Here is a 20,416-nt window from a genome sequence, read left to right on the forward strand (position 1 = left end):
CCCGCCGCCGTGTCGCCGTGGCTGCCCACGGCACCCTGCACGCCCGGCCGGTGCGCCGCGCACCCCGGGCCCGCGGCCGCGGCCCGCGGCGCCGCCGCGGGCGTGCTCCGGCTGACCGCCGGGCTCGCCGTGGTCCTGCTCGGCGTGGTGCTGTCCCCGCTCACGGCCCCGCTGCCCGCGGCGGGGCGCCGGTTCCTCGTCCGGTGCTGGTGCCGGAGCGTGCTGGCGGCCTTCGGCGTCCGGATCCGGGTCACCGGCCGTGCCGTGCCCGATGCCGGGCCGCTGCTCGTCGTCGCGAACCACATCTCCTGGCTGGACGTCCCGCTGATAGCCGCCGTGCTCCCGGGCCGGATGCTTGCCAAGCGCGAGGTGCGCGGCTGGCCCGTGCTCGGACGGCTCGCCGCGCTCGGCGGGACGCTGTTCATCGACCGTGACCGGCTCAGGAGCCTGCCCGGCACCGTCGGCGCGATGTCCTGCGTCCTCGCCGGCGGCGGCCGGGTGATCGTCTTCCCGGAGGGCTCGACCTGGTGCGGGCGGGCGCGGGGGGTGTTCCGGGCGGCCGCGTTCCAGGCCGCGGTGGATACCGGATCCGATATCCAGCCCGTACGGATCGATTACACGCCCGTGGGAGCCGCCGCGTACGTGGGCGTGGACACGCTGGGAGCCTCGCTGTGGCGGATCGCGACGGCGCGGCGGCTGGTCGCGGAGATACGGATATTGGATCCGATATCCAGCACCCAACATCCGGCATCGAGCAGCCGATATCCGGGATCCAATAGCCAGTATCCGGCCCGTCGCGCCCTCGCCCGCGCCGCCCACAGCGCCGTCGCCCTGGATCCGATCTCCCACATCCTGGATCCGATATCCGACATGCAGAATCTGATATCCGACATCCAGGATCCGCCCTCCCGGGCCACCCTCCCCGCCGTCCCCGCTCAGCCCACCGTCGCCAGAGAGAGCGCGAACCTCCCCGCCTCGTCCGTCCACCAGCGCGACAGCGTCAGTCCCGCCTCCGCCAGCTCCGCCCGCACCCCCTCCTGACGGAACTTCGCCGAGATCTCCGTCCGCAGCTCCTCACCCGCCTCGAACGGCACCACCAGATCCAGCTCCGGGATCTTCACCACGAGCGCGTGGCGCGCCTTCAGCCGCATCTCGATCCACTCCCGTTCCCGGTCCCAGAGCGCCACATGGTCGAAGTCCTCGGGGCGGGCGTCCGCCCCGAGCTCCCGGTCGATGACGGCGAGCACGTTCTTGTTGAACGCCGCCGTCACCCCGGCCGCGTCGTCGTAGGCCGCGACCAGCGTCGCCTCGTCCTTCACCAGGTCCGTGCCGAGCAGCAGCGCGTCACCGGGCGTCAGCATCCCCCGTACCGCCCGCAGGAACTCGCGCCGCTCGTCCGGCAGCAGGTTGCCGATCGTGCCGCCCAGGAACGCCACGATCCGCGGCCCCGGCGTCGCGGGCAGGTCGAGGCCATGGGTGAAGTCGGCCACCAGGGCGTGCACGGCCAGCTCCGGCAGCTCCGCGAGCAGCGCCGCGCCCGCGCCCTTCAGCGCCGCCTCGCTCACGTCCACCGGTACGTACGCGACCAGCCCCGGCAGCAGCGCGTCGATCAGGTACCGGGTCTTCTCGGAGGACCCGGAGCCCAGCTCCACCAGGGTCCGCGCCCCGCTCGCCGCGGCGATCTCCGCGGAGCGGGCGATCAGGATCTCCCGCTCGGCGCGCGTCGGGTAGTACTCGGGCAGCCGGGTGATCTCCTCGAACAGGTCGCTGCCGTGCGCGTCGTAGAACCACTTGGGCGGCAGTTCCTTGGGAGTGCGGGTCAGGCCGTGGAGGACGTCGGCGCGCAGCGCGGCGTCCGTGGCGTCCTCGGGCAGGGTGCGGGTCAGCTGGAAGGGGCTCACGGGGAGGGCTCCTCGATGGGGCTGAGGACGACGCCGGTGCGGGCGGCGGTGAGGACCGTGCGGTCCGGCACCGCCGTCCAGCGCGGATCGTCGTCGTACGGTTCGGAGGCCACGACCGTCCGGTCGGGCCCGGTGAGGTAGCAGAGCGAATCCCCCCACGTCGTCGCCGCGATCGTCGCCCCGTCGGTCAGCAGCAGATTGAGCCGGGCGCCGGGGGCGGCCTCCGCCACCTCCCGTACGGTGCCGGCGAGCGCCCGCCCGGGCGGCTCCCCGTTCCGCAGCCGGTGCAGCGCCAGCGCCCAGATCAGCGCCGAGTCCGTCCGCGCCTCCAGGGCGAGCAGCGCCGGGGCCGGCAGGGTCGCCGCCACCGGGGCCAGCACGTCCGGCCAGCCCGGAACGGCCCCGTTGTGGCTGAACAGCCACCGGCCGGACGCGAACGGCGCCGCCGCGGCCTCCCCGTCCGGGCCCGCCACGGTGGCCCCGCGCACGGCGGCCAGCAGCGCCCCGGTCCGTACCACCCGGGCCAGATCGGCGAAGCCCGGGTCGCCCCAGATCGGCGTGGCCCGCCGGTAGCGGGCGGGTACCGGATCGCCCTCCGCGTACCAGCCGACCCCGAAACCGTCCGCGTTGACCACGCCGCTGCGCTGCGTCTTCGGCTCCCAGGACTGCCGCTCCAGGGAGTGCGGGGGACGAAGGAGCAGTTCGCCGAGCGGCAACGGGTGTCCGAGAAAGGCGAGGTGACGGCACATCAGGCGGGCTCCGCGTTCCGGGCGGTGCGGAACCCGGAGAAGATCTGCCGCCGCACCGGCAGGTCCCAGTTGCGGAAGGTGCCCCGGCAGGCCACCGGGTCGACGGCGAACGAGCCGCCGCGCAGCACCTTGTGGGCGGGCCCGAAGAAGACCTCCGAGTACTCCTTGTACGGGAAGGCCCGGAAGCCCGGATACGGCAGGAAGTCGCTCGCCGTCCACTCCCACACGTCACCGATCAGCTGCCGCACCCCGAGCGGGGACGCGCCCCCGGGATAGCTCCCGGCGGCCGAGGGCCCCAGGTGCCGCTGCCCCAGATTGGCGAGAACGGGCTCGGGGTCGGCGTCGCCCCACGGATAGCGGCGCGAGCGGCCCGTCGCCGGGTCGTGCCGGGCGGCCTTCTCCCACTCGGCCTCCGTGGGCAGCCTGCGCCCCGCCCAGCGCGCGTAGGCGTCCGCCTCGTACCAGCTCACGTGCAGCACCGGCTCGTCCTCGGCCACCGGCTCGGTCACCCCGAACCGGCGGCGCAGCCACCGCCCGCCCTCGCGCCGCCAGAACAGCGGCGCCTCGATGCCGTGTTCACGGATCTGCGCCCAGCCCTCCGGCTGCCACCACCGCTCGTCGCGATAGCCGCCGTCGGCCATGAAGGCCAGATAGGAGCCGTTGGTCACGGGCACGGTGTCGATGAAGAACGACGGGACGATCCGGGTGTGCGCGGGGCGCTCGTTGTCGAGCGCCCACGGCTCGTCGGACGTCCCCATCGTGAACGGGCCGCCCGGCACCAGGACCTCACGCTCCAGCGGGCCGCCGGACTCCTTCACCGGCGGGGGAGGGGCGGACAGGGCCGCGGGCCCCTTCCGCAGCTGATGGGTGATCAGCATGGTCTCGTCGTGCTGCTGTTCGTGCTGCGCGATCATCCCGAAGGCGAACGCCGCCTCGACCAGCGGCCCGGCCCCGTCGAACCGGGCGCCGTCGAGGACGTCGAGGATCCGGCCGCGTACGTCCGCCGCGTACGCCCGCGCCTCGGCCGGCGCGAGCAGCGGCAGCGACGGGCGCGCCGCGCGCGGGTGCTGGAAGGCGTCGTACAGCGGGTCGATCTCGGGCCGCAGCGCCTCCCGCCCGCCGACCGCCCGCCACAGCCACTGCTCCTCCTGGTTTCCGATGTGCGCCAGGTCCCACACCAGGGGCGACATCAACGGCGAGTGCTGGGCGGTCAGTTCACCGTCGTCCACGCACGAGGTGAGCAGCGCCGTCCGCTCCCGTGCCCTGGTCAGCGCCACCACCGCCCGCTGCTTCAGATCCCGTTCGGCCGGCGCGGTCATGACGCCACCTCCTGCAGCTCGTCGGCCGGGCACGCGCCCCGCAGTACGTATCGTTCGCGGAACGCGGCCACCGCGCCCGTCACCTCGGCGGTCGCCCCGATCCGGGGCAGCGCCTCCAGCGCGGCGGCGAACACCGAACGCGCGGCGGTGCGCAGCCCCGGATCCGTGAGGCCGTCCCGGGCGGCCGTCCGCCACAGCGGATTGCGCGGCGCCGGACCGGGACCTGCGAGCGCCGCCAGCGGCGCCACCGCCCGCTCGGCCGCCTCGGCGGCCACCGGATCCTCGAAGAGCGCCGTGGTCACGGCCACCGGCACCATCCAGCCGTCCCGGCCGGACTGTGCGTCGATCATGCGCAGCTCCATGTGCCCGCGCGGCCGCACCGGCGGGAAGAGGGTCGTCATGTGATACCGCAGGTCGTCCGTGTCGGCGCGGCGCGGCGCGCCCGTGCGCAGCCACTCCCGGAAGGTCAGCCCCTCCGGCAGCGCCCACGGCCCGCGCTCGGTCCGTACGCACATCACCGGCGTGTCCAGGACGTGCGCCGCCCACTCGGCGCGCGGCTCGCCGTCCGCCGGCGGGGCCAGCGCCCGCGACGGATCGAGCTCCGTCCACAGCGCCTGCCGGGTCGACCGCCAGCCGGTCCGCCGCCCGCCGTGCACCGGAGAGTTGGCGAACGCCGCCACCAGCACCGCGCCCAGCAGATGCGCGAGCCGCCAGCGCCGCCGGTAGCCCAGCGGCCCGGAGTCGTCGAGCCCGGCGTCAAGGCAGACCTGCACGGACGCCGACTCGCACATCATGGCCCGCCCGGCCGGACCCGTCCGGCCGAGGACGATCTCCATGGCGTCGTAGCGCGGCTCGTGCAGCACCCGCGCGCGGGGCGCGTGCCACGGGTCCACCCCGTAACCGCTGAGGCCGAGTCCGAGACGAGCGAGCGCCTCCCGCACGGCCCGCAGGTCGGCGGCGAGCGAGTCCAGGCACTCCATCAGGGAGGCGGCGGGCCGCGAGCTGAGCTCCAGCTGCCCGCCGGGTTCGAAGGTGAGCGCCGCCACCAGCGGCAGCGCCCGTACGGTGTCGATCGCCGCGGCCAGCCGGCCCGGCGGAACGGGAAGACGGGGATCGCGCAGTTCATGGACGAGCCACTCCAGCTCGGCCCCTACCGTGCGCGGCGGCCCCGTCTTGAAACAGATGCCCCGCAACAGGGCCTCGGCCTCGCTCTCGGACAGCGGAGGACCGCCCCGGGGTATGCCGCCCGACGACGGTGTCGTCATCGCTTCACCTCCTGGGAAAGCGCTGATTCCACCTAAAGCCACGACTCCCGGGCGTGCAAGAGCGCCCCTCGCGCCTCTGCCCGAAAACCCTTTGTCGCCGCCCACCCGGGTCGATCATGCTTCCGGGACATGAGCGCACGACTGCGGGCCCTCGCCCGCGAGACCGAGGAGATCGTGGCGGCGGGCCGCTACACCGCACCCGACGGCCGGACCGTCGACCTCGCCGGACAGCTGGCCGCCGCCCTGGCCGGAACCGCACTGCACGGCCCCGGAACGGTCGCCGTCACGCCCGACACCGACCGCACGACCACCCTCCAGGTCACCGGCGAGAGCAGCCTCGCCGCCGCCCGCCGGATGACCCGCGAGAACCCCGGCGCCCCCGTCGCCGTCCTCAACTTCGCCTCCGCCCGCAACCCCGGCGGCGGCTACCTCAACGGGGCCCAGGCGCAGGAGGAGGCCCTGTGCCGCTGCTCCGCCCTGTACGCCACGCTGCTGCGCGCCCCGGGGTACTACGAGCACCACCGCGCCGAAAGAGACCCCTTCTACACCGATCGGGTCATCCACTCGCCCGGCGTGCCCGTCTTCCGCGACGACGGCGGGCGCCTGCTCGACGAACCCTTCACCGCCGGCTTCCTCACCTCACCCGCCCCCAACGCCGGGGTGATCCGGCGCCGCACCCCCGAGCTCGCCGACCGTGTCCCGGCCGCCCTCGCCGCCCGCGCCGAACGGGTCCTGGAGACCGCCGCCGCGCACGGCTACCGCCGGCTCGTGCTCGGCGCCTGGGGCTGCGGGGTCTTCGGCAACGACCCGGCCGTCGTCGCGGGCGTCTTCAGGGCGCTGCTCACCGGCGACGGACGGTTCGCCCGCCACTTCGACGAGATCGTCTTCGGCGTCCTGGACCGGACGCGCGACCGGGCCACCCTCGGGGCCTTCCAGCACGTCCTGGGCCGGCCCGGCTGACATGCGGCTTTCGTACCCCCGTGCGAGTCTGGAACGAGATCCAGCCAGGAACGGGAGGCACGATCGTGGGCAAGAAACAGACCCGGGTCAACAAGGGCGCCCGGACCGGCGGCCATGAACACCGGACGGCCGCCGCCCCCAAGGAGACCCCGCACGAGCCCGCCAGGTCCGAGGCACCGCGCCCGACCCTGGACGTACCGTCGCACCGCAGGGAACGGAAGTTCGGCCACAACTGAGTCACGGAGCAGGAGCGGTTGACCGGCGAAGGGGCGAGGTGTGGATGATGTACCTCCGTTCACGCTCGTCCCTGGGGGGAACATGCGAACCATCCGTCGCACGGCCGGCGCCGCCGTCCTGTCCGCCGCCCTGCTCGCCGGACTCACCGCCTGCGCCGCCTCGAAGTCCGACGCCGACGCGACACCGGAACCGGCCACCTCGGCGCCGACCGCTCCCGCGAACATGGCGCAGGGCGGCGGAGAGTTCATGGCCGACCTCAGGGGCGGCAGCGTCGAGAGCGCGATGGGTCAGCTGACCGCGACCATGCAGGTCGAGGACGTATCCGGCCAGGGGCGACAGGTCCCCATGAACGCCACCGACTGGAAGATCTGCACCCAGGATCCCGCGCCCGGAGCCCGGATCGAGTCCGGGAAGACGATCGTCCTCGGCGCGGTGAAGAAGGACGAGAACTGCTGACCGTACGAGCACGCCGTACGAGGACGTCTTACGAGGACGTCGGACGAGGACGTCGGACGAGGACGTGGTACGAGAACGTCGTACCGGCACGCCGTACGCGAACGTCGTGCGCGAAAGGGCCCGGCGCGATCTTCCGCGCCGGGCCCCTTCGCTCACCCGATCACGCGCCCGGTGACGTGTCGTCGCCGACCGTGATCTCCTCCGTACGGGGCGCGGGCACCGCCGCAGCGGCGGGCGCGCTCGCGTCCGGCTTGATGTTGCCGAGCAGCTGACGGGCCAGGCCGAGCCCCGCACCGCCCATGGTGAGCGCCTTGGCGAACATCTCCGCCATTCCGTCGGCGCCGTTGAGCAGCACCATCTGGTCGACGTTGCCGAACGCCGACGCGCCGGCCTCGACGATCTCCGGCCACTTCTCGGCGAGCTGCTGCGCGACCACGGCCTCCTGGTTCTCGGCGAGGGCCGCGGCCCGCGCCTTGATCGCGTCGGCCTCGGCGAGGCCCTTCGCCCGCGTCGCCTCCGCGATCGCGAGACCCTTGGCGTGAGCCGCGGCCGCCTCCGCCTCACCCGTCACCCGGGTGGCCGTCGCGGTCGCCGCGCTCGCCAGTTCGGTCTGCTTGGCCTCGGCCTCGGCCGCCAGGATGCGGGCGTCGCGCTCGGCCGCCGCCAGCGTCCGCTGCTCGTAGGCGCGTGCGTCGGCCGGCTTGCGGACGTCCGCCTGGAGCTGCTGCTCCCTGCGGTGGGCCTCCAGCTCGGCGACCCGGGTCTCCTCGACCACGACCTCCTGGCGGGCCGACGCGTCGGCGAGCGGGCCCGCCTGCCGGGCCTTCGCCGCCGCCTGGTCCCGCTCGGCCTGGTAGCCGGCCTGGAGGATCTCGCTGTCTCTGGTCGCCTCCGACATGCGCGCCGCGGCCTGCTGCTCCGCCTCGGTCGCCCGCCGGTTCGCCTCCGCCTGTGCGATACGGGCATCGCGCTGGACGGCCGCCGCGTGCGGCGCGGCCAGGTTCTTGATGTAGCCGGTGGGGTCCTCGATCTCGTGGATCTGCAGCGAGTCCACGATCAGACCCAGCTTCTCCATCTCCGTGCCACAGGCCGAACGGGCCTGCCCGGTCAGCTTCTCCCGGTCACGGATCATGTCCTCCACCGTCAACCCGCCCACGATGGCGCGGAGATGGCCGGCGAAGACGATGTGCACCCGCTCCGACATCAGCTTCTGCTGGTCGAGGAAGCGGCGGGCGGCGTTGGCGATCGACACGAAGTCGTCGCCCACCTTGAAGATCACGACACCCCGCACCTTCAGCGGAATGCCCTGGTGCGTGACGCACTCCACGGACAGCTGGGTCTCGTTGAGGTCGAGCGACAGCTTCCGCACCGCCTGTACGCCGGGGATCACGAGCGTGCCCCGTCCGGTGACGATCCGGAAGCCCATGCCTTCGCCGAGGCCCTCCGTCTTGTGGTTCGAACCCGAGATGACCAGCGCCTCGTTGGGCTCGGCGACGCGCCACATCAGTTTGAAAAGAGCGATCAGAACAACGACGGCGCCTGCGACGGCGCCCGCCAGGATCCCGAGGCTCATGGGCAAGGTCCCCCTTCACCGGACCCGTGCGGTTCCGGTGAAGGGAGTGTGCGCCCGGGGCGCCCGGCGATCAATGGATCGGTCAACTGTCGTACGCGGCTGTGACATACACGGTGCGCGGAGGGAGATGTTCCATGACCATGACGACCGTGCCGACCTCGATCCGGTCGCCGCCCGAGGCGGGGTACGCGAGGAAGTGCTCGGCGCCGCCGCGGATCCGGACGATCACTTCGCCCACGAGGCCGGGTCCGACGGTGCCGGTCACCCGGCCGAGCAGGCCCACCATCGAAGCGTCGTCCATGACCACACGGTACGTCAGAACCCGCTGCTCCGGGCCCGGACGCCGGCTCGGGGACCGGCTCGGCGCACGGGGCGGACCGGTCAGCGCACGCCGCGGATCGGGCGCACCGCGAGCGCGCCGAGCACCGAGAGCACGGCGGCGACGAGGAACAGTGCCGTGTAGCCGCCGCTGAGCGAGACGATCAGCGAGGCGACGAACGGCGCCACGATCTGCGGGCCGGCGTTGGCGACGTTCAGCACGCCCATGTCACGGGCGGCGTCCTCGGCCTTCGGCAGCACCATCGTCACCAGGGCCGTGTCCACCGCCATGTAGCAGCCGAAACCGAGGCCGTTGACGACGGAGAAGGCGAGCATCGCGCTCCAGCTCGTCGAGACGGCCGGGATGACGAGGGCGACGGCGGCGAGTGCGGCCGAGGCGCCGACGAACAGCTTGCGCCGGTCGAAGCGGTCGGAGAGCCAGCCGCCGAGGACCGTGGAGACGACCATGGCCACCGAGTTGAGCGGCGTCAGTATGGCCACCGCCGCCTCGGCGGACATCCCGGCGGGCAGGTCGGTGCGGTCCTTGAGGATGTAGAGCTGGAAGCCGGCCACCGCGAAGTAGCCCAGGATCAGCAGCGCGCGGCCGATGAACGCCCAGCGGAAGTCATGGGCCTTCAGCGCGCTGCCGAAGGCCGCGAGCTGCGCCTTCACCGGCATCGGCGCCTTGCCCGGCATCCGCTCCTCGCGGGCGCAGGAGGTGAACAGGACGGCGGTCGCGGCGACGATCGCGCCGAAGACGAGGTAGCCCGTGCGGTAGTGCTCGGAGAAGGCCGCGCCGACGAGCGCGCCGATGGTCGAGCCGATCGGCAGGCCGAGGCCCACGGCGGCGGACGCCTTGCCGCGCGAGGTGAGCGGCACGCGGTCGGGCACCACGGAGGTGAGCGCCGCCTGGTAGATGTTCATGACGGCCTGGCCGAGGCACCAGGCGATCATCACCAGCAGGATCGAGTGCACGCTGCCGAGCAGCAGCATCACCGGCAGGGCGAGCAGGCCGCCCGCGAGGATCCACGGGTTGCGGCGTCCCGAGCGGTCGGAGAGCGCGCCGGCCACCGGGTTGAAGACGGTCGCGAAGATCGCGGAGACACCCGAGACCAGACCGAAGTTGGCCACCTTGTCGGCCGGGGCGATGTCCTCGATCTGGAGGGCGAGGAGCATGCCGGGGACGCCGATGTAGAGCGCGTACATCGCCGTGTTGCCGGCGAGCAGCAGCGGCAGCAGCCCGCGCGTCGGCCGCGGCCCGGCGGGGGAGGCGGGGCGGGCGTCGGCGTCGGCGCCGGGAGCGGCGCCGGGGGACGTACCGGGGGAGGAAAGGGCCACGGTGCCCTCCTGGAGTCATCGCCCGATGCGGGGGCGGGAGCGGAAATGAACGAGGGGGTGGTGCGGGTGGTGCCGGTGATGTGCACGTGATGTCCCACGGGCTGCTGGGGCACGTGGTGACGGAGTGGTGACACGTGTCAGTGACGCGTGTAAACCTTGTGTAGCACTCGTTTCCGGCCATCCGCCAGACCCTGCGCCGGATCGTTCTGGAAAGATGCCGAACCGATGAGCCAGTCACCCAAGGCGTCCGCCGGACGCTCCGTCCCCACCAGCGCCGATGTGGCGCGGCTCGCGGGGGTCTCCAGGGCCACCGTGAGCTACGTCCTGAACAACACCGCGGCCGTGCGGATCAGCGAGCCCACCCGCCGCCGCGTCCGGGAGGCCGCCGAGGAGCTGGGCTACGTCCCGCACGCGGCCGCCCGCAGCCTGCGCGCCGGCCACAGCCGGACCGTCCTGCTGCCCACCGCCCACGTGCCGATCGGCCCCCTCTACAGCCGCTTCCTCAGCGAGCTCCAGTGGGCCCTGCGCCGGCTCGACTACACCGTGGTGCAGCACGGCAGCATCGGCCTCGACCCGGACGAGGCCGCCCGCGCCTGGGCCGAGCTGCGCCCGGTCGCGGTGATCTCGCTCGGTCAGGTGGAGCTGACCGCCGCCGGCGTCGAACTGCTCAAGCGGGCCGGTGCCAGGGCGGTCATCTCGCTCGGCCCGCAGCGGATCGAGGGCACCCACGCCCTCGTCCTGGACCAGACGCGGGTCGGCCGCGTCGCCGGGGCCCACCTCGTCGAGCGCGGCCGGCGGGCCATCGGCGTCGTGATGCCCGAGGAGCCCGGCCTGGAGATGTTCTCCGTCCCGCGGCTGGAGGGCGTCCGCGCCGCCGCCGAGGAGGCCGGTGCCACCGTCGTACCGCTGCCGCTGCGGTACGAGGAGGAGCCGGCGAACGCGCTCGCCGCCCGCTGGCGTGAGCTGGGCCTGGACGCGGTCTTCGCGTACAACGACGAGTACGCGATGCTGCTCATGCGGGCCCTCCAGGACGCCGGGATCGCGATCCCCGAGGAGACCGCCGTGGTCGGCGCGGACGACCTGGTGCTCGGCCGGCTGCTGCGGCCCCGGCTCAGCACGGTGCACGTCGACATGGTCGGTGTGCGGGAGCTCGCCGAGCTGGTCGACCGCGCGGTCCGCGACCCCGATGCCGCTCCCGAGCGGCACGAGCTGCTCGACTCGCAGGTGGTGCACCGCGAGTCCAGCTGAGCGCCGACGGCCCCACCGGCTTAGCGTCGGTTCATGAGCACACACGCCAAGAGGCCGCAGCCGAAGGGCGGGCGCCCGCAGCGCTTCGAGATCCTGCTGGTGCCCGAGCACGTGGAGGACCGGGGCGGGGACTCCGTGGAGAACAGCGCCGTCCGCTCGGCGGTCGTCGAGTCGAGCGGACGGGTCGGCGAGTCCGGCTATCCGATCTACGAGGGTCACGGCCTCGTCGCGGAGATCGACCCCGAGACGCGGACGGTGGAGAAGCTGCTCGTCGACGGCCGGGAACTCGACTACGGCCTGACCGCGCTGATCAGAGGGCCGGAAACCGCTCGCGGCGGCCCGAAGGGGCGTTGACAGAACGGACGGTCGGGCGGAGACTCGGGCGCGACGGGAGCGAAGATTGCTTCACCAGGCGAACGGCGCTCCCGGACCGTCCGTCACAGCAGGTCACGTGGGAGAGAACCGATGAGCATCCGCGACGTCTACATCGTCGACGCCGTCCGCACCCCGATCGGAAAGTTCGGTGGCGCGCTCTCCTCCGTCCGCCCCGACGACCTGGCCGCGCACGTCGTCCGCGCCCTCGTCGACCGCAGCCCCGCCCTCGACCCGGCCCGCGTCGACGACGTCTTCTTCGGCGACGCCAACGGCGCCGGCGAGGACAACCGCGACGTGGCCCGCATGGCCGTGCTGCTCGCCGGGCTGCCCGTCTCCGTCCCCGGCGTCACCGTCAACCGGCTCTGCGGCTCCGGTCTGGAGGCCGTCATCCAGGCCGCCCGCGCCGTCGCCCTCGGCGACGTCTCCGTGGCCATCGCGGGCGGCGTCGAGTCGATGTCCCGTGCCCCCTGGGTGCTGCAGAAGCCCGAGCGCGCCTTCCCGGCCGGCCACCAGCAGCTGCACTCCACCACCCTCGGCTGGCGGATGACCAACCCGCGGATGCCCGCCGAGTGGACCGTCGCCCTCGGCGAGGGCGCGGAACTGATCGCCGACAAGCACGCCATCAGCCGCGAGCAGCAGGACGCCTTCGCCCTCGCGAGCCACCAGAAGGCCGCCGAGGCATGGGCCAAGGGGCTGTACGACGGTGAGGTCGTCCCCTACGGGGGCGTCGACCTGGCACGGGACGAGTGCATTCGCGACAGCACCTCCATGGAGGCCCTGGCCAAGCTGAAGCCCTCCTTCCGCCGCGACGGAGGCACCGTCACGGCCGGCAACGCCTCCCCGCTCAACGACGGCGCCGCCGCCCTGCTGCTCGTCGACGAGGCGGGCCTGCGCGAGACCGGGCGCGAGCCGCTCGCCCGGATCCGCGCGTCGGCCGTCACCGGCATCGAGCCGCAGCTCTTCGGACTCGGCCCGGTGGAGGCCGTGCGCCGGGCGCTGGCCAAGGCCGGCCGCGGCTTCGCCGACCTGACCGCCTTCGAGCTGAACGAGGCCTTCGCCGCGCAGTCCCTCGGCTGTCTCGCCGAGTGGCCGGAACTGGACCCCGCCGTGGTCAACCCGCGCGGCGGCGCCATCGCCATCGGCCACCCCCTCGGCGCCTCCGGCGCCCGCCTCGCCGGCGCGGTCGCCCACCAGCTCGCCGCGGCGGGTTCCGGCACGGGCCTCGCGGCGCTGTGCATCGGCGTGGGCCAGGGGCTCGCGCTGGTCCTGGAGCGCTGACCCCCCCCGCGTACGCGAAAGAGGGTTCCGGACACACCCGGAACCCTCTCTTCGTCGTCAGACCGCGGCCCCCGCCTCCGAGCCTGCCTACCGCACCCGTTACGGCTGCTGCGCCTCGGCGATGGACTTGCGCACCTCGTCCATGTCCAGCTGACGGGCCTGGCCGATGACGTCCTCGAGGGCCGCCTCGGGCAGGGCGCCCGGCTGGGCGAAGATCGCGACCTTGTCGCGGACGATCATCAGGGTCGGGATCGAGCGGATCTCGAACGCCGCCGCCAGCTCCTGCTGCGCCTCGGTGTCCACCTTGGCGAAGACGAGGTCCTCGTGGCGCTCGGACGCGGCCTCGAAGACAGGACCGAACTGACGGCACGGACCGCACCAGGAAGCCCAGAAATCGATCAGAACGAAGTCGTTGTCGCTGACGATCTGGTCGAAGTTGTCCTTGGTGAGCTCTACGGTGCTCATGCTTCCTGCCTCTCCGGGGCGGTCTCCTGGCGGTTTCCTCACGGTCCCCTCGGGACCCGCCACGCACAACGGCGTATCGAGCCGCGCTATTCCACGCCGCCGCCCCCAGACTGGAACCCATGACACTCGAGTACGACGTGGTGGTCCTGGGCGCGGGACCGGTCGGGGAGAACGTGGTGGACCGGGTCCGGGCGGCCGGGCTCAGCTGCGCGGTGGTGGAGGCCGAACTGCTCGGCGGCGAGTGCTCGTACTGGGCCTGCATGCCCAGCAAGGCGCTGCTGCGGCCCGCCATCGCCCGCTCCGAGGCCCGCAAGGTGCCCGGGCTGCGCGGCCACGCCTTCGGACCGCTCGACGCCCACGAGGTCTTCGCGCACCGCGACTCCGTCGTCGGGAACTGGCAGGACGACGGCCAGGTCGACTGGGTGCGGTCGACCGGCGCCGACCTCTACCGCGGTCACGGGCGGCTGGACGGCCCCCGCCGCGTCACCGTGCAGGCGCCCGAGGGCGACCACTACGCCCTGACCGCACGGCACGCCGTCGCCGTCTGCACCGGCAGCCGCGCGGTGCTGCCCGAGCTGCCCGGGCTGACCGGCGCCCGGCCCTGGACCAGTCGCGAGGCGACCAGTTCCAGCCAGGTGCCGGACCGGCTCGTCGTCGTCGGCGGGGGAGTGGTCGCGGCCGAGATGGCGACGGCCTGGCAGGCCCTGGGCTCGCACGTCACCGTGCTCGTACGGGGCGGGGGACTGCTGTCCCGGATGGAGCCGTTCGCCGGCGAGCACGTCGCCGCCGCCCTCACCGAGCGAGGCGGCGAGGTCCGTACGGGTGTCTCCGTCACCGCGGTGGTACGGGACGGCAGCACCGGCCCGGTCACCGTCGTCCTGGCGGACGGCGACCATGTCGAGGGCGACGAGGTGCTGTTCGCGACCGGCCGCAAGCCGCGCACCGAGGACATCGGCCTGGACACGGTCGGCCTGGAGCCCGGCTCCTGGCTGGACGTCGACGACAGCATGCGGGTGGCCGGATCCGACTGGCTCTACGCCGTCGGCGACGTCAACCACCGTGCGCTGCTGACCCATCAGGGCAAGTACCAGGCCCGGATCGCCGGAGCCGCCATCGCCGCCCGCGCCAAGGGCGACGCGGACCCGGTCCCCTGGGGTCCGTACAGCGCGACCGCCGACCACGCCGCCGTGCCCCAGGTCGTCTTCACCGACCCCGAAGCCGCCTCCGTCGGACTCACCCTCTCCGCCGCCCGGGACGCCGGCCGCCCCGCCCGTGCCGTCGACCTCGACCTGGCCTCGGTCGCCGGCGCGGGTCTCTTCGCGAGCGGCTACCGCGGCCACGCCCGCCTGGTCGTCGACCCGGAGCGCGAGACCGTCCTCGGCGCCACCTTCGTCGGCCCCGGCATCGCCGAACTCCTCCACTCCGCCACCGTCGCCGTCGCCGGCGAGGTCCCCATCTCCCGCCTCTGGCACGCCGTGCCCGCCTATCCCACCCTGAGTGAGGCCTGGCTCCGGCTCCTGGAGGCGTACCGCGACGGAGCGGGCACCTCGTGACCCCGCCGGAGCGCGTCAACGAGTACGACGCCTCCTGCGCCCGCTGCGGCGGCGAGGTCCCCGCGGGCACCGGTCTGCTGCGGCACGGCCCCAAGGGGTGGGAGGTCTACCACCCGGATCACGCCCCGGAGCCGGGTCCGCCGCCGCGCGGTGACCATCCGGGCTGGCACCGGCGGCCGTTGCTGTCACTGGACATCGGATCCACCGGCCATCGTCCGGCCGTCGACCGGATCCGATCCGCGGCGCTGCGCGGCAGCGACGGCACGGTTCGCGATTGGGTCCTGGATATCGGATCCGACGTCCAGGATTTCGGATCCGACATCCACGGTCTCGGATCCGGCGTCCAGGATCTTGGATCCAACGTCCAGGATCCTGGATCCGGCGTCCCGGATATTGGATCCAGGAGCTCAGACATTGGATCCGACACCCAGGATCCCACCGCCGCCCTCGACGAACTCGCCACCCTCGTCGCCGCCCACCTCGCCGCCCATCAGCTCCTCGTCGTCTGGTACGCCCCCCACGTCCTCTCCACCCTCCACGCCGAGCTCCTCCGCCACGACCTCGCCCCGCTCACCACCCGCCTCCCCGGCGGCGTCGCCCCGATCTGCGACCCCCTCGTCCTGGACCGTCACGCGGACCGCTACCGCGCCGGCAGCCGTTCCCTCCGCTCCGTCGCCGCGTGGTACGGAGTCCCGCACGCCCACCCCGGCGACCCCGGCTCGGACGCCGAGGCGGCGCTGCTGCTCGCCGACGAGATCGCCGCCCGGCACGCGCCGCTGGCCCGGCTCTCGCGGCCCGCCCTTCACACCGAGCAGATCCTGTGGCACGCGGAACAGATGAGCCGTCACCCCGAGGCCGCGGACTGGCCGTTCACGCCGGTGCAGCCGCAGCCCTGGGAGCCCGTGCCCGATCCGGCACCCAGGGAGCCGGTCCAGCCGGTGCAGCCGGACTAGCCGGCGTCGACGCGCGGCACCAGCAGTGCCGCCGCCGCCCGCGCCGCCTGCAGTGCGGGCCGCGGGTCCCGGCCCGGTTCCTCGCCCAGGACGACGCGGGTGCTCAACCCGTCGAGGAGCGCGAGCAGTTCGGAGGCGCGGGCGGTGACGTCCATGGCGGCGAAGCGGCCCTGGGCGACGCCCTTGGCGAGGAGCAGCTCCAGGTCCTCGTGCCAGCCGCGGTCGAGTTCGCGCTGGGCGGTGCGGAGTTCCTCGTTGGCCGGGATCCGGGCCCAGAGTTCGATCCAGAGCGTCCAGCGCGGGTCGCGGGGGCCGCGCGGGAGATAGAGCTCGAGGAAGAGGTCGAGGCGGCGGGGTGCGGTGAGGCGGCGGGCGAGGAGGGCGCGGCGCTCCTCGGCGAGGGCCGCCTCGCTCCAGCGCAGGGCGGCGAGCAGGAGCAGGTCCTTGCTGCCGAAGTAGTAGAGGATGTGGCCGCCGCTGGTGCCGAGCCGGTCGGCGAGGGCCGACATGGTCAGCGCGGCCAGGCCGTCCTCGGCGATGGCGTTCATGGCCTCCTCGAGCATCCGCTCGCGCGTGATGCTCCCGTCCCGTCGCCGTCCCGCCCGCGCTGCCGCTGCCACCGGTGCCGTGCCCTTCCTGGTCGCCCACTGCCGTACGGGCACGACCCTAACCGCTTCGCGCCGGGGTCTTGACGCGGCCGGAACCTCTCCCACATCTTGAATGACGTTCAAGAACTTAGAACGCTATTCAAGGAACGAGAGGGGTGCGGTATGCCCGGACACGAGACGACGCCCGACGCGGCCGACTCAGCCGGCACGGTGGCCAGAGCGGACACCGCCGGCCCGGCGGGCCGCGACGAGGTCTTCCAGGTCGAGGGCCATGGCATCGACCCCATCCCCGACGCCGAACGCCACGGTGGCGCCAAGGACCTCTTCTGGCTGTGGTTCGGCTCGAACCTGACCTTCACCTACGTCATCAACGGCGCCCTCGCCGTCGCCTTCGGCCTGTCCTTCTGGCAGGCCACCCTCGCCGTGGTGCTCGGCGGGCTCTCCTTCTTCGTCATCAGCGCCGCCGGGCTCAGCGGCGTCCGCACCGGCACCGCCACCCTCGTCATCTCCCGCGCCGCCTTCGGCGTCCGCGGCAACTGGCCCGCCGGACTGCTCAACTGGGTCGTCAGCATCGGTTACACCATCGTCAACACCGTGGTCGGCACCCTCGCGCTCGAAGCGTTCCTCGCCGACCTCGGCTGGCGCGGCGGCCACCTGCCGCGCGCCTTCGCCCTCGCCGTCACCCTCGCGCTGACCTTCGCCGTCGCCCTCTGGGGCCACGCCACCGTCCAGTGGGCCGAGCGCTGGATGGCCTACGTCCTCGCCGTCGGCTTCGCCGCGCTGCTCGTCCTCGTCCTGCCGGGCGCCGACACCACCGCCCCCGCCGCCGCGCCCGGCGCCTCCGGCTGGAGCATGGCTCTCGTCGTGATGCTGGCCGGCCCCTTCTCGTACGTACCGATGCCCGCCGACTACACCCGCTACCTGCCGCGCACCACCAGCCTCAAGGCGCTCACCTGGAGCGGCGGCCTCGGCGGACTGGTCTCGTCCGTGGCCCTCGGCATCGCCGGAGCCGCCGCCGCCACCCAGGCCGACATGACCGACGCCGTCGCCGGTACGGAGGGACTGCTGCCGGGCTGGTTCCAGCCGCTGTTCCTCGCGCTCGTCCTCGGCGGTTCGGTCACCAACTCGATCATCACGCTCTACTCCTCCAGCCTGAACCTCCAGGTCCTCGGCATCCCGTGGAGCCGCGCCCGCGCGATCCTGATCAGCGCCGCCGTCACCGCCGCCGGTTCCCTCGGCGCCCTGTTCCTCGCCGACTTCACCACTTCGCTGCTCTCCTTCCTCTCCCTCCTGATCATCGTGTTCGCCCCGTGGGGCGGCGTCTTCCTCGCCGACATGGTGCTGCGCCGCTGCCGCTACGACGCCGAGGCGCTGCACGCGCACGGGCACGGCCCCTACTGGTACCGGTCCGGCTGGCATCCGGCCGGCACCGCCGCCCTGCTCGCCGGGATGACCTTCGCGGCCCTCACCTGCGACTCCGAACTGTGGACCGGACCGCTCGTCGCCCCGCTCGGCGGCGCCGACCTCTCCCTCCTCGGCGCCGCCGTCTCCGCCGCCGTGTATGTCCCCCTCGCCCGCCGCACCGTCCGCCCCGTCACCACCCCCTGAACCCCCGTCGCCTCCTCACCCCGGCCCCACCCGCAGCACTGGAGAAGCAGCCCCGTGAACCACCCCGCCGACCTCCTCCTCATCCACGCCCGCATCCACACCGTCGACCCGGCCCTGCCCGAGGCCGAGGCGCTCGCCGTCCGTGACGGACGGATCGTCTGGATCGGATCCGACGCCGACGCCGCGGCCGGAGCCTGGGCCGGACCCGGCACCCGGGTCATCGACGCCGGCGGCAGGCTCGTCCTGCCCGGCTTCGTCGACGCCCACAACCACGTCCGACTCGGCTCCGACGACGCCTGCGTCCAGCTCGCCGGCGCCCGCGACCTCCACGAGATCCACGCCCGGATCCGCGCCTGGCGCACCGCCCACCCCGACGCCCGCTGGATCGAGGCCGAGGCGTTCGACTACTCCGCGATCCCCGGCGGCCGGATGCCCACCGCCGCCGACCTGGACCCGGTCACCGGCGACACGCCGGCCCTCGTGCTCTCGTACGACGTCCACACGGCCTGGCTCAACACGGCCGCCCTGCGCCGTCTCGACGTCCGCGCGGACCGTACCGACCTGCCCTTCGGCACCGCCGTCACCGACCCGGCCACCGGCGAACCCACCGGATTCGTCAAGGACTTCGCCGTCAAGGGCCTCTCGCGCGACGGCCACCGCGCACTGCGCGAGCTCGGCGTGCCGTGGGCCTCGGCCGACCGCCAGTACGGGCGGCTCGCCAAGAGCCTCGACGACGCCGTCGGCTATGGCATCACCACCGTCGTCGAGCCCCAGAACTCCCTCGACGACCTCGCCCTCTTCCGGCGCGCCCGTGCCGAGGGCCGGCTGCGCTCACGGATCGTCGCCGCGCTCTTCCACCCGCGCGGCACCACCGACGCCGACCTGGACGAATTCGCCGCGGCGGCCCAGGAGTTCGCCGACGACCGGCTGCGCGTCGGCCCGCTCAAGCTCTACATCGACGACGTCGTCGAACCCCGCACCGCCGCCCTCCTCGAACCGTACGCGGGCTGCGGCCACCACCGCGGCGACACCTTCTACCCGCCCGAGGAGTTCGCCGAGCTGCTCACCCGCCTCGACGCCCGCGGCTTCCAGTGCTTCGTGCACGCCACCGGCGACCGGGGCATCCGCACCGTCCTGGACGCCGTCGAACGGGCCCGCGCCGTCAACGGGCCGCGCGACGCCCGCCACCAGATCGTCCACGTCGAATGCCTCGACCCGGCCGACACCCCGCGCTTCGCCGCCCTCGGCGTCACCGCCTGCATGCAGCCCCGGCACGCCGCCCCCGACATCGCGGGCCCCGGCCAGGACTGGGCCGAGAACATCGGCCCCGAGCGCTGGCACAAGGCGTGGCCGCTGCGGAGTCTGCACCGGGCCGGGGCCCTGCTCGCGCTGTCCAGCGACTGGAACGTGGCCGAGATGGACCCCATGATCGGCATCCACGCCGCCGTCACGCGCCGCCCGCCCGGCGGCGGCGCGGCCTGGACCGCCGAGGAGACCATCGACGTCACCACCGCCGTCGAGGGCTACACGATGGGCTCCGCCCGCGCCAACTTCCTGGAGCACGAACGGGGTTCGCTCACCGTCGGCAAGCTCGCCGACTTCGTCGTGCTCTCCCGCGACATCCTGCGCGTCGAGCCCGACGCCATTCCGGGCACGGTCGCCGAGACGGTCGTGGTCGGCGGCGAGGTGGTGCACACCGCGTAAAAGAGCCACTGACGCACCCGGGGTGGTGGGGCCCGGTTCCAAGATCGTAAGGTCGACGTCATGACGGAACATGCCCCCACCGAGCCGGGAGGTCCCCGGGTGATCGACGCCACCACCCATGTCCGCGTGGCCCGTCCCTCCCGGGACCTCGCCGCCGCCGAGCGGTTCTACGTCGACGGCCTCGGCCTCGACGTGCTGTGGCGCAAGGCCGACCCCGCCCCCGGCGAGCACGAACTGCTGATGGTCGGCCCGGCCGGCGGCGGCTGGCACTTCGAGCTGACCCTCGACCCGGCCGCCGAGCCGCCCCTCGTACCGACCCCGACCGTCGACGACCTCTTCGTCGTCTATCTCGGCCGGCCGGTCGAGGACACCCTGATCGACCGTCTGATCGCCGCCGGTGGCACCCGGGTGACGTCCCACAACCCGTACTGGGACGAGTACGGAGCCACCGTCGCCGACCCGGACGGCTACCGGCTCGTGCTCTGCTCCCGCACCTGGGGCTGAGGCC

At 73.5% G+C, this 20,416-nt stretch carries 21 protein-coding genes; 12 read left to right on the forward strand and 9 right to left on the reverse strand.

What is annotated here, in order from left to right; genetic code table 11:
- Window positions 1-9 precede the first annotated feature (9 nt).
- On the forward strand, window positions 10-1,041 hold the full coding sequence (locus tag ACIRSU_RS09305; RefSeq protein WP_403790232.1) for a lysophospholipid acyltransferase family protein: 1,032 nt from the start codon (window positions 10-12) through the stop codon (window positions 1,039-1,041).
- On the opposite strand, the gene egtD is transcribed toward ACIRSU_RS09305, so the two are convergent.
- From egtD to egtA, 4 genes are read right to left on the reverse strand one after another with little or no spacing between them, the layout of a single operon-like run.
- Window positions 936-1,901 (reverse strand): L-histidine N(alpha)-methyltransferase, encoded by a 966-nt coding sequence (egtD, locus tag ACIRSU_RS09310; protein ID WP_403790130.1) that lies wholly within the window; start codon window positions 1,899-1,901, stop codon window positions 936-938. The genes ACIRSU_RS09305 and egtD overlap by 106 nt on opposite strands.
- Window positions 1,898-2,650 (reverse strand): ergothioneine biosynthesis protein EgtC, encoded by a 753-nt coding sequence (egtC, locus tag ACIRSU_RS09315; protein WP_403790132.1) that lies wholly within the window; start codon window positions 2,648-2,650, stop codon window positions 1,898-1,900. Before egtC ends, egtD begins: the two co-directional genes overlap by 4 nt.
- Complete coding sequence (gene egtB, locus ACIRSU_RS09320) at window positions 2,650-3,969, reverse strand: ergothioneine biosynthesis protein EgtB (RefSeq protein ID WP_403790134.1); 1,320 nt, start codon at window positions 3,967-3,969, stop codon at window positions 2,650-2,652. The genes egtC and egtB overlap by 1 nt, the downstream gene beginning before the upstream one ends.
- On the reverse strand, window positions 3,966-5,234 hold the full coding sequence (gene egtA / locus ACIRSU_RS09325) for an ergothioneine biosynthesis glutamate--cysteine ligase EgtA (RefSeq protein WP_403790135.1): 1,269 nt from the start codon (window positions 5,232-5,234) through the stop codon (window positions 3,966-3,968). The genes egtB and egtA overlap by 4 nt, the downstream gene beginning before the upstream one ends.
- Before the next feature lie 129 nt (window positions 5,235-5,363).
- Here egtA and ACIRSU_RS09330 point away from each other — a divergent pair, with 129 nt between their 5' ends.
- The 3 genes from ACIRSU_RS09330 (at window position 5,364) to ACIRSU_RS09340 (ending at window position 6,887) form a co-directional block, all read left to right on the forward strand.
- Window positions 5,364-6,194, forward strand: coding sequence for a TIGR02452 family protein (locus tag ACIRSU_RS09330; RefSeq protein ID WP_403790137.1), 831 nt, complete (start codon window positions 5,364-5,366; stop codon window positions 6,192-6,194).
- A gap of 65 nt (window positions 6,195-6,259) precedes the next feature.
- Window positions 6,260-6,430, forward strand: coding sequence for a hypothetical protein (locus tag ACIRSU_RS09335; protein ID WP_403790139.1), 171 nt, complete (start codon window positions 6,260-6,262; stop codon window positions 6,428-6,430).
- A gap of 82 nt (window positions 6,431-6,512) precedes the next feature.
- On the forward strand, window positions 6,513-6,887 hold the full coding sequence (locus ACIRSU_RS09340) for a hypothetical protein (RefSeq protein WP_403790141.1): 375 nt from the start codon (window positions 6,513-6,515) through the stop codon (window positions 6,885-6,887).
- Between the two features lie 160 nt (window positions 6,888-7,047).
- On the opposite strand, the gene ACIRSU_RS09345 is transcribed toward ACIRSU_RS09340, so the two are convergent.
- The 3 genes from ACIRSU_RS09345 to ACIRSU_RS09355 all read right to left on the reverse strand — a co-directional run bounded on the left by ACIRSU_RS09345 (window position 7,048) and on the right by ACIRSU_RS09355 (window position 10,116).
- Window positions 7,048-8,460: a flotillin family protein gene (locus ACIRSU_RS09345; protein ID WP_403790143.1), complete on the reverse strand. Its 1,413-nt coding sequence runs from the start codon at window positions 8,458-8,460 to the stop codon at window positions 7,048-7,050.
- 82 nt (window positions 8,461-8,542) lie between these two features.
- Complete coding sequence (locus ACIRSU_RS09350; protein ID WP_403790144.1) at window positions 8,543-8,767, reverse strand: hypothetical protein; 225 nt, start codon at window positions 8,765-8,767, stop codon at window positions 8,543-8,545.
- Between the two features lie 74 nt (window positions 8,768-8,841).
- A complete protein-coding gene (locus tag ACIRSU_RS09355) occupies window positions 8,842-10,116 on the reverse strand; it encodes an MFS transporter (RefSeq protein WP_403790146.1) in 1,275 nt (424 codons plus the stop codon).
- 225 nt (window positions 10,117-10,341) lie between these two features.
- On the opposite strand from ACIRSU_RS09355, the gene ACIRSU_RS09360 reads away from it, so the two are divergent.
- From ACIRSU_RS09360 to ACIRSU_RS09370, 3 genes are all read left to right on the forward strand, one after another.
- A complete protein-coding gene (locus tag ACIRSU_RS09360; RefSeq protein WP_403790148.1) occupies window positions 10,342-11,364 on the forward strand; it encodes a LacI family DNA-binding transcriptional regulator in 1,023 nt (340 codons plus the stop codon).
- Between the two features lie 33 nt (window positions 11,365-11,397).
- Window positions 11,398-11,718 carry a hypothetical protein gene (locus tag ACIRSU_RS09365; RefSeq protein ID WP_403790150.1) on the forward strand — a complete coding sequence of 107 codons (321 nt, stop codon included), beginning with the start codon at window positions 11,398-11,400 and terminating at the stop codon, window positions 11,716-11,718.
- Window positions 11,719-11,829: 111 nt separating this feature from the next.
- Complete coding sequence (locus ACIRSU_RS09370) at window positions 11,830-13,017, forward strand: thiolase family protein (RefSeq protein WP_403790151.1); 1,188 nt, start codon at window positions 11,830-11,832, stop codon at window positions 13,015-13,017.
- 99 nt (window positions 13,018-13,116) lie between these two features.
- On the opposite strand, the gene trxA is transcribed toward ACIRSU_RS09370, so the two are convergent.
- On the reverse strand, window positions 13,117-13,482 hold the full coding sequence (gene trxA / locus ACIRSU_RS09375) for a thioredoxin (RefSeq protein WP_403790153.1): 366 nt from the start codon (window positions 13,480-13,482) through the stop codon (window positions 13,117-13,119).
- A 119-nt stretch (window positions 13,483-13,601) separates the two neighbouring features.
- Between trxA and ACIRSU_RS09380 the strand changes: the two genes are divergently transcribed.
- Together ACIRSU_RS09380 and ACIRSU_RS09385 are read left to right on the forward strand one after the other, a co-directional pair.
- Window positions 13,602-15,035 carry a dihydrolipoyl dehydrogenase family protein gene (locus ACIRSU_RS09380; RefSeq protein WP_403790154.1) on the forward strand — a complete coding sequence of 478 codons (1,434 nt, stop codon included), beginning with the start codon at window positions 13,602-13,604 and terminating at the stop codon, window positions 15,033-15,035.
- Window positions 15,032-15,988, forward strand: a complete 957-nt coding sequence (locus ACIRSU_RS09385; protein ID WP_403790156.1) for a hypothetical protein — start codon at window positions 15,032-15,034, stop codon at window positions 15,986-15,988. Before ACIRSU_RS09380 ends, ACIRSU_RS09385 begins: the two co-directional genes overlap by 4 nt.
- Here the strand turns inward: ACIRSU_RS09385 and ACIRSU_RS09390 are convergent.
- Window positions 15,985-16,536, reverse strand: coding sequence for a TetR/AcrR family transcriptional regulator (locus tag ACIRSU_RS09390; RefSeq protein ID WP_403790158.1), 552 nt, complete (start codon window positions 16,534-16,536; stop codon window positions 15,985-15,987). The genes ACIRSU_RS09385 and ACIRSU_RS09390 overlap by 4 nt on opposite strands.
- 222 nt (window positions 16,537-16,758) lie before the next feature.
- Here ACIRSU_RS09390 and ACIRSU_RS09395 point away from each other — a divergent pair, with 222 nt between their 5' ends.
- From ACIRSU_RS09395 to ACIRSU_RS09405, 3 genes are read left to right on the forward strand one after another with little or no spacing between them, the layout of a single operon-like run.
- Window positions 16,759-18,204 carry a purine-cytosine permease family protein gene (locus tag ACIRSU_RS09395; protein WP_403790160.1) on the forward strand — a complete coding sequence of 482 codons (1,446 nt, stop codon included), beginning with the start codon at window positions 16,759-16,761 and terminating at the stop codon, window positions 18,202-18,204.
- Between the two features lie 54 nt (window positions 18,205-18,258).
- Window positions 18,259-19,908 (forward strand): amidohydrolase, encoded by a 1,650-nt coding sequence (locus ACIRSU_RS09400; RefSeq protein WP_403790162.1) that lies wholly within the window; start codon window positions 18,259-18,261, stop codon window positions 19,906-19,908.
- A gap of 60 nt (window positions 19,909-19,968) precedes the next feature.
- Window positions 19,969-20,412: a VOC family protein gene (locus tag ACIRSU_RS09405; RefSeq protein WP_403790163.1), complete on the forward strand. Its 444-nt coding sequence runs from the start codon at window positions 19,969-19,971 to the stop codon at window positions 20,410-20,412.
- Window positions 20,413-20,416 lie beyond the last annotated feature (4 nt).

The sequence above is a fragment of the Streptomyces sp. NPDC101160 genome (assembly GCF_044768205.1).
GTDB lineage: Bacteria > Actinomycetota > Actinomycetes > Streptomycetales > Streptomycetaceae > Streptomyces.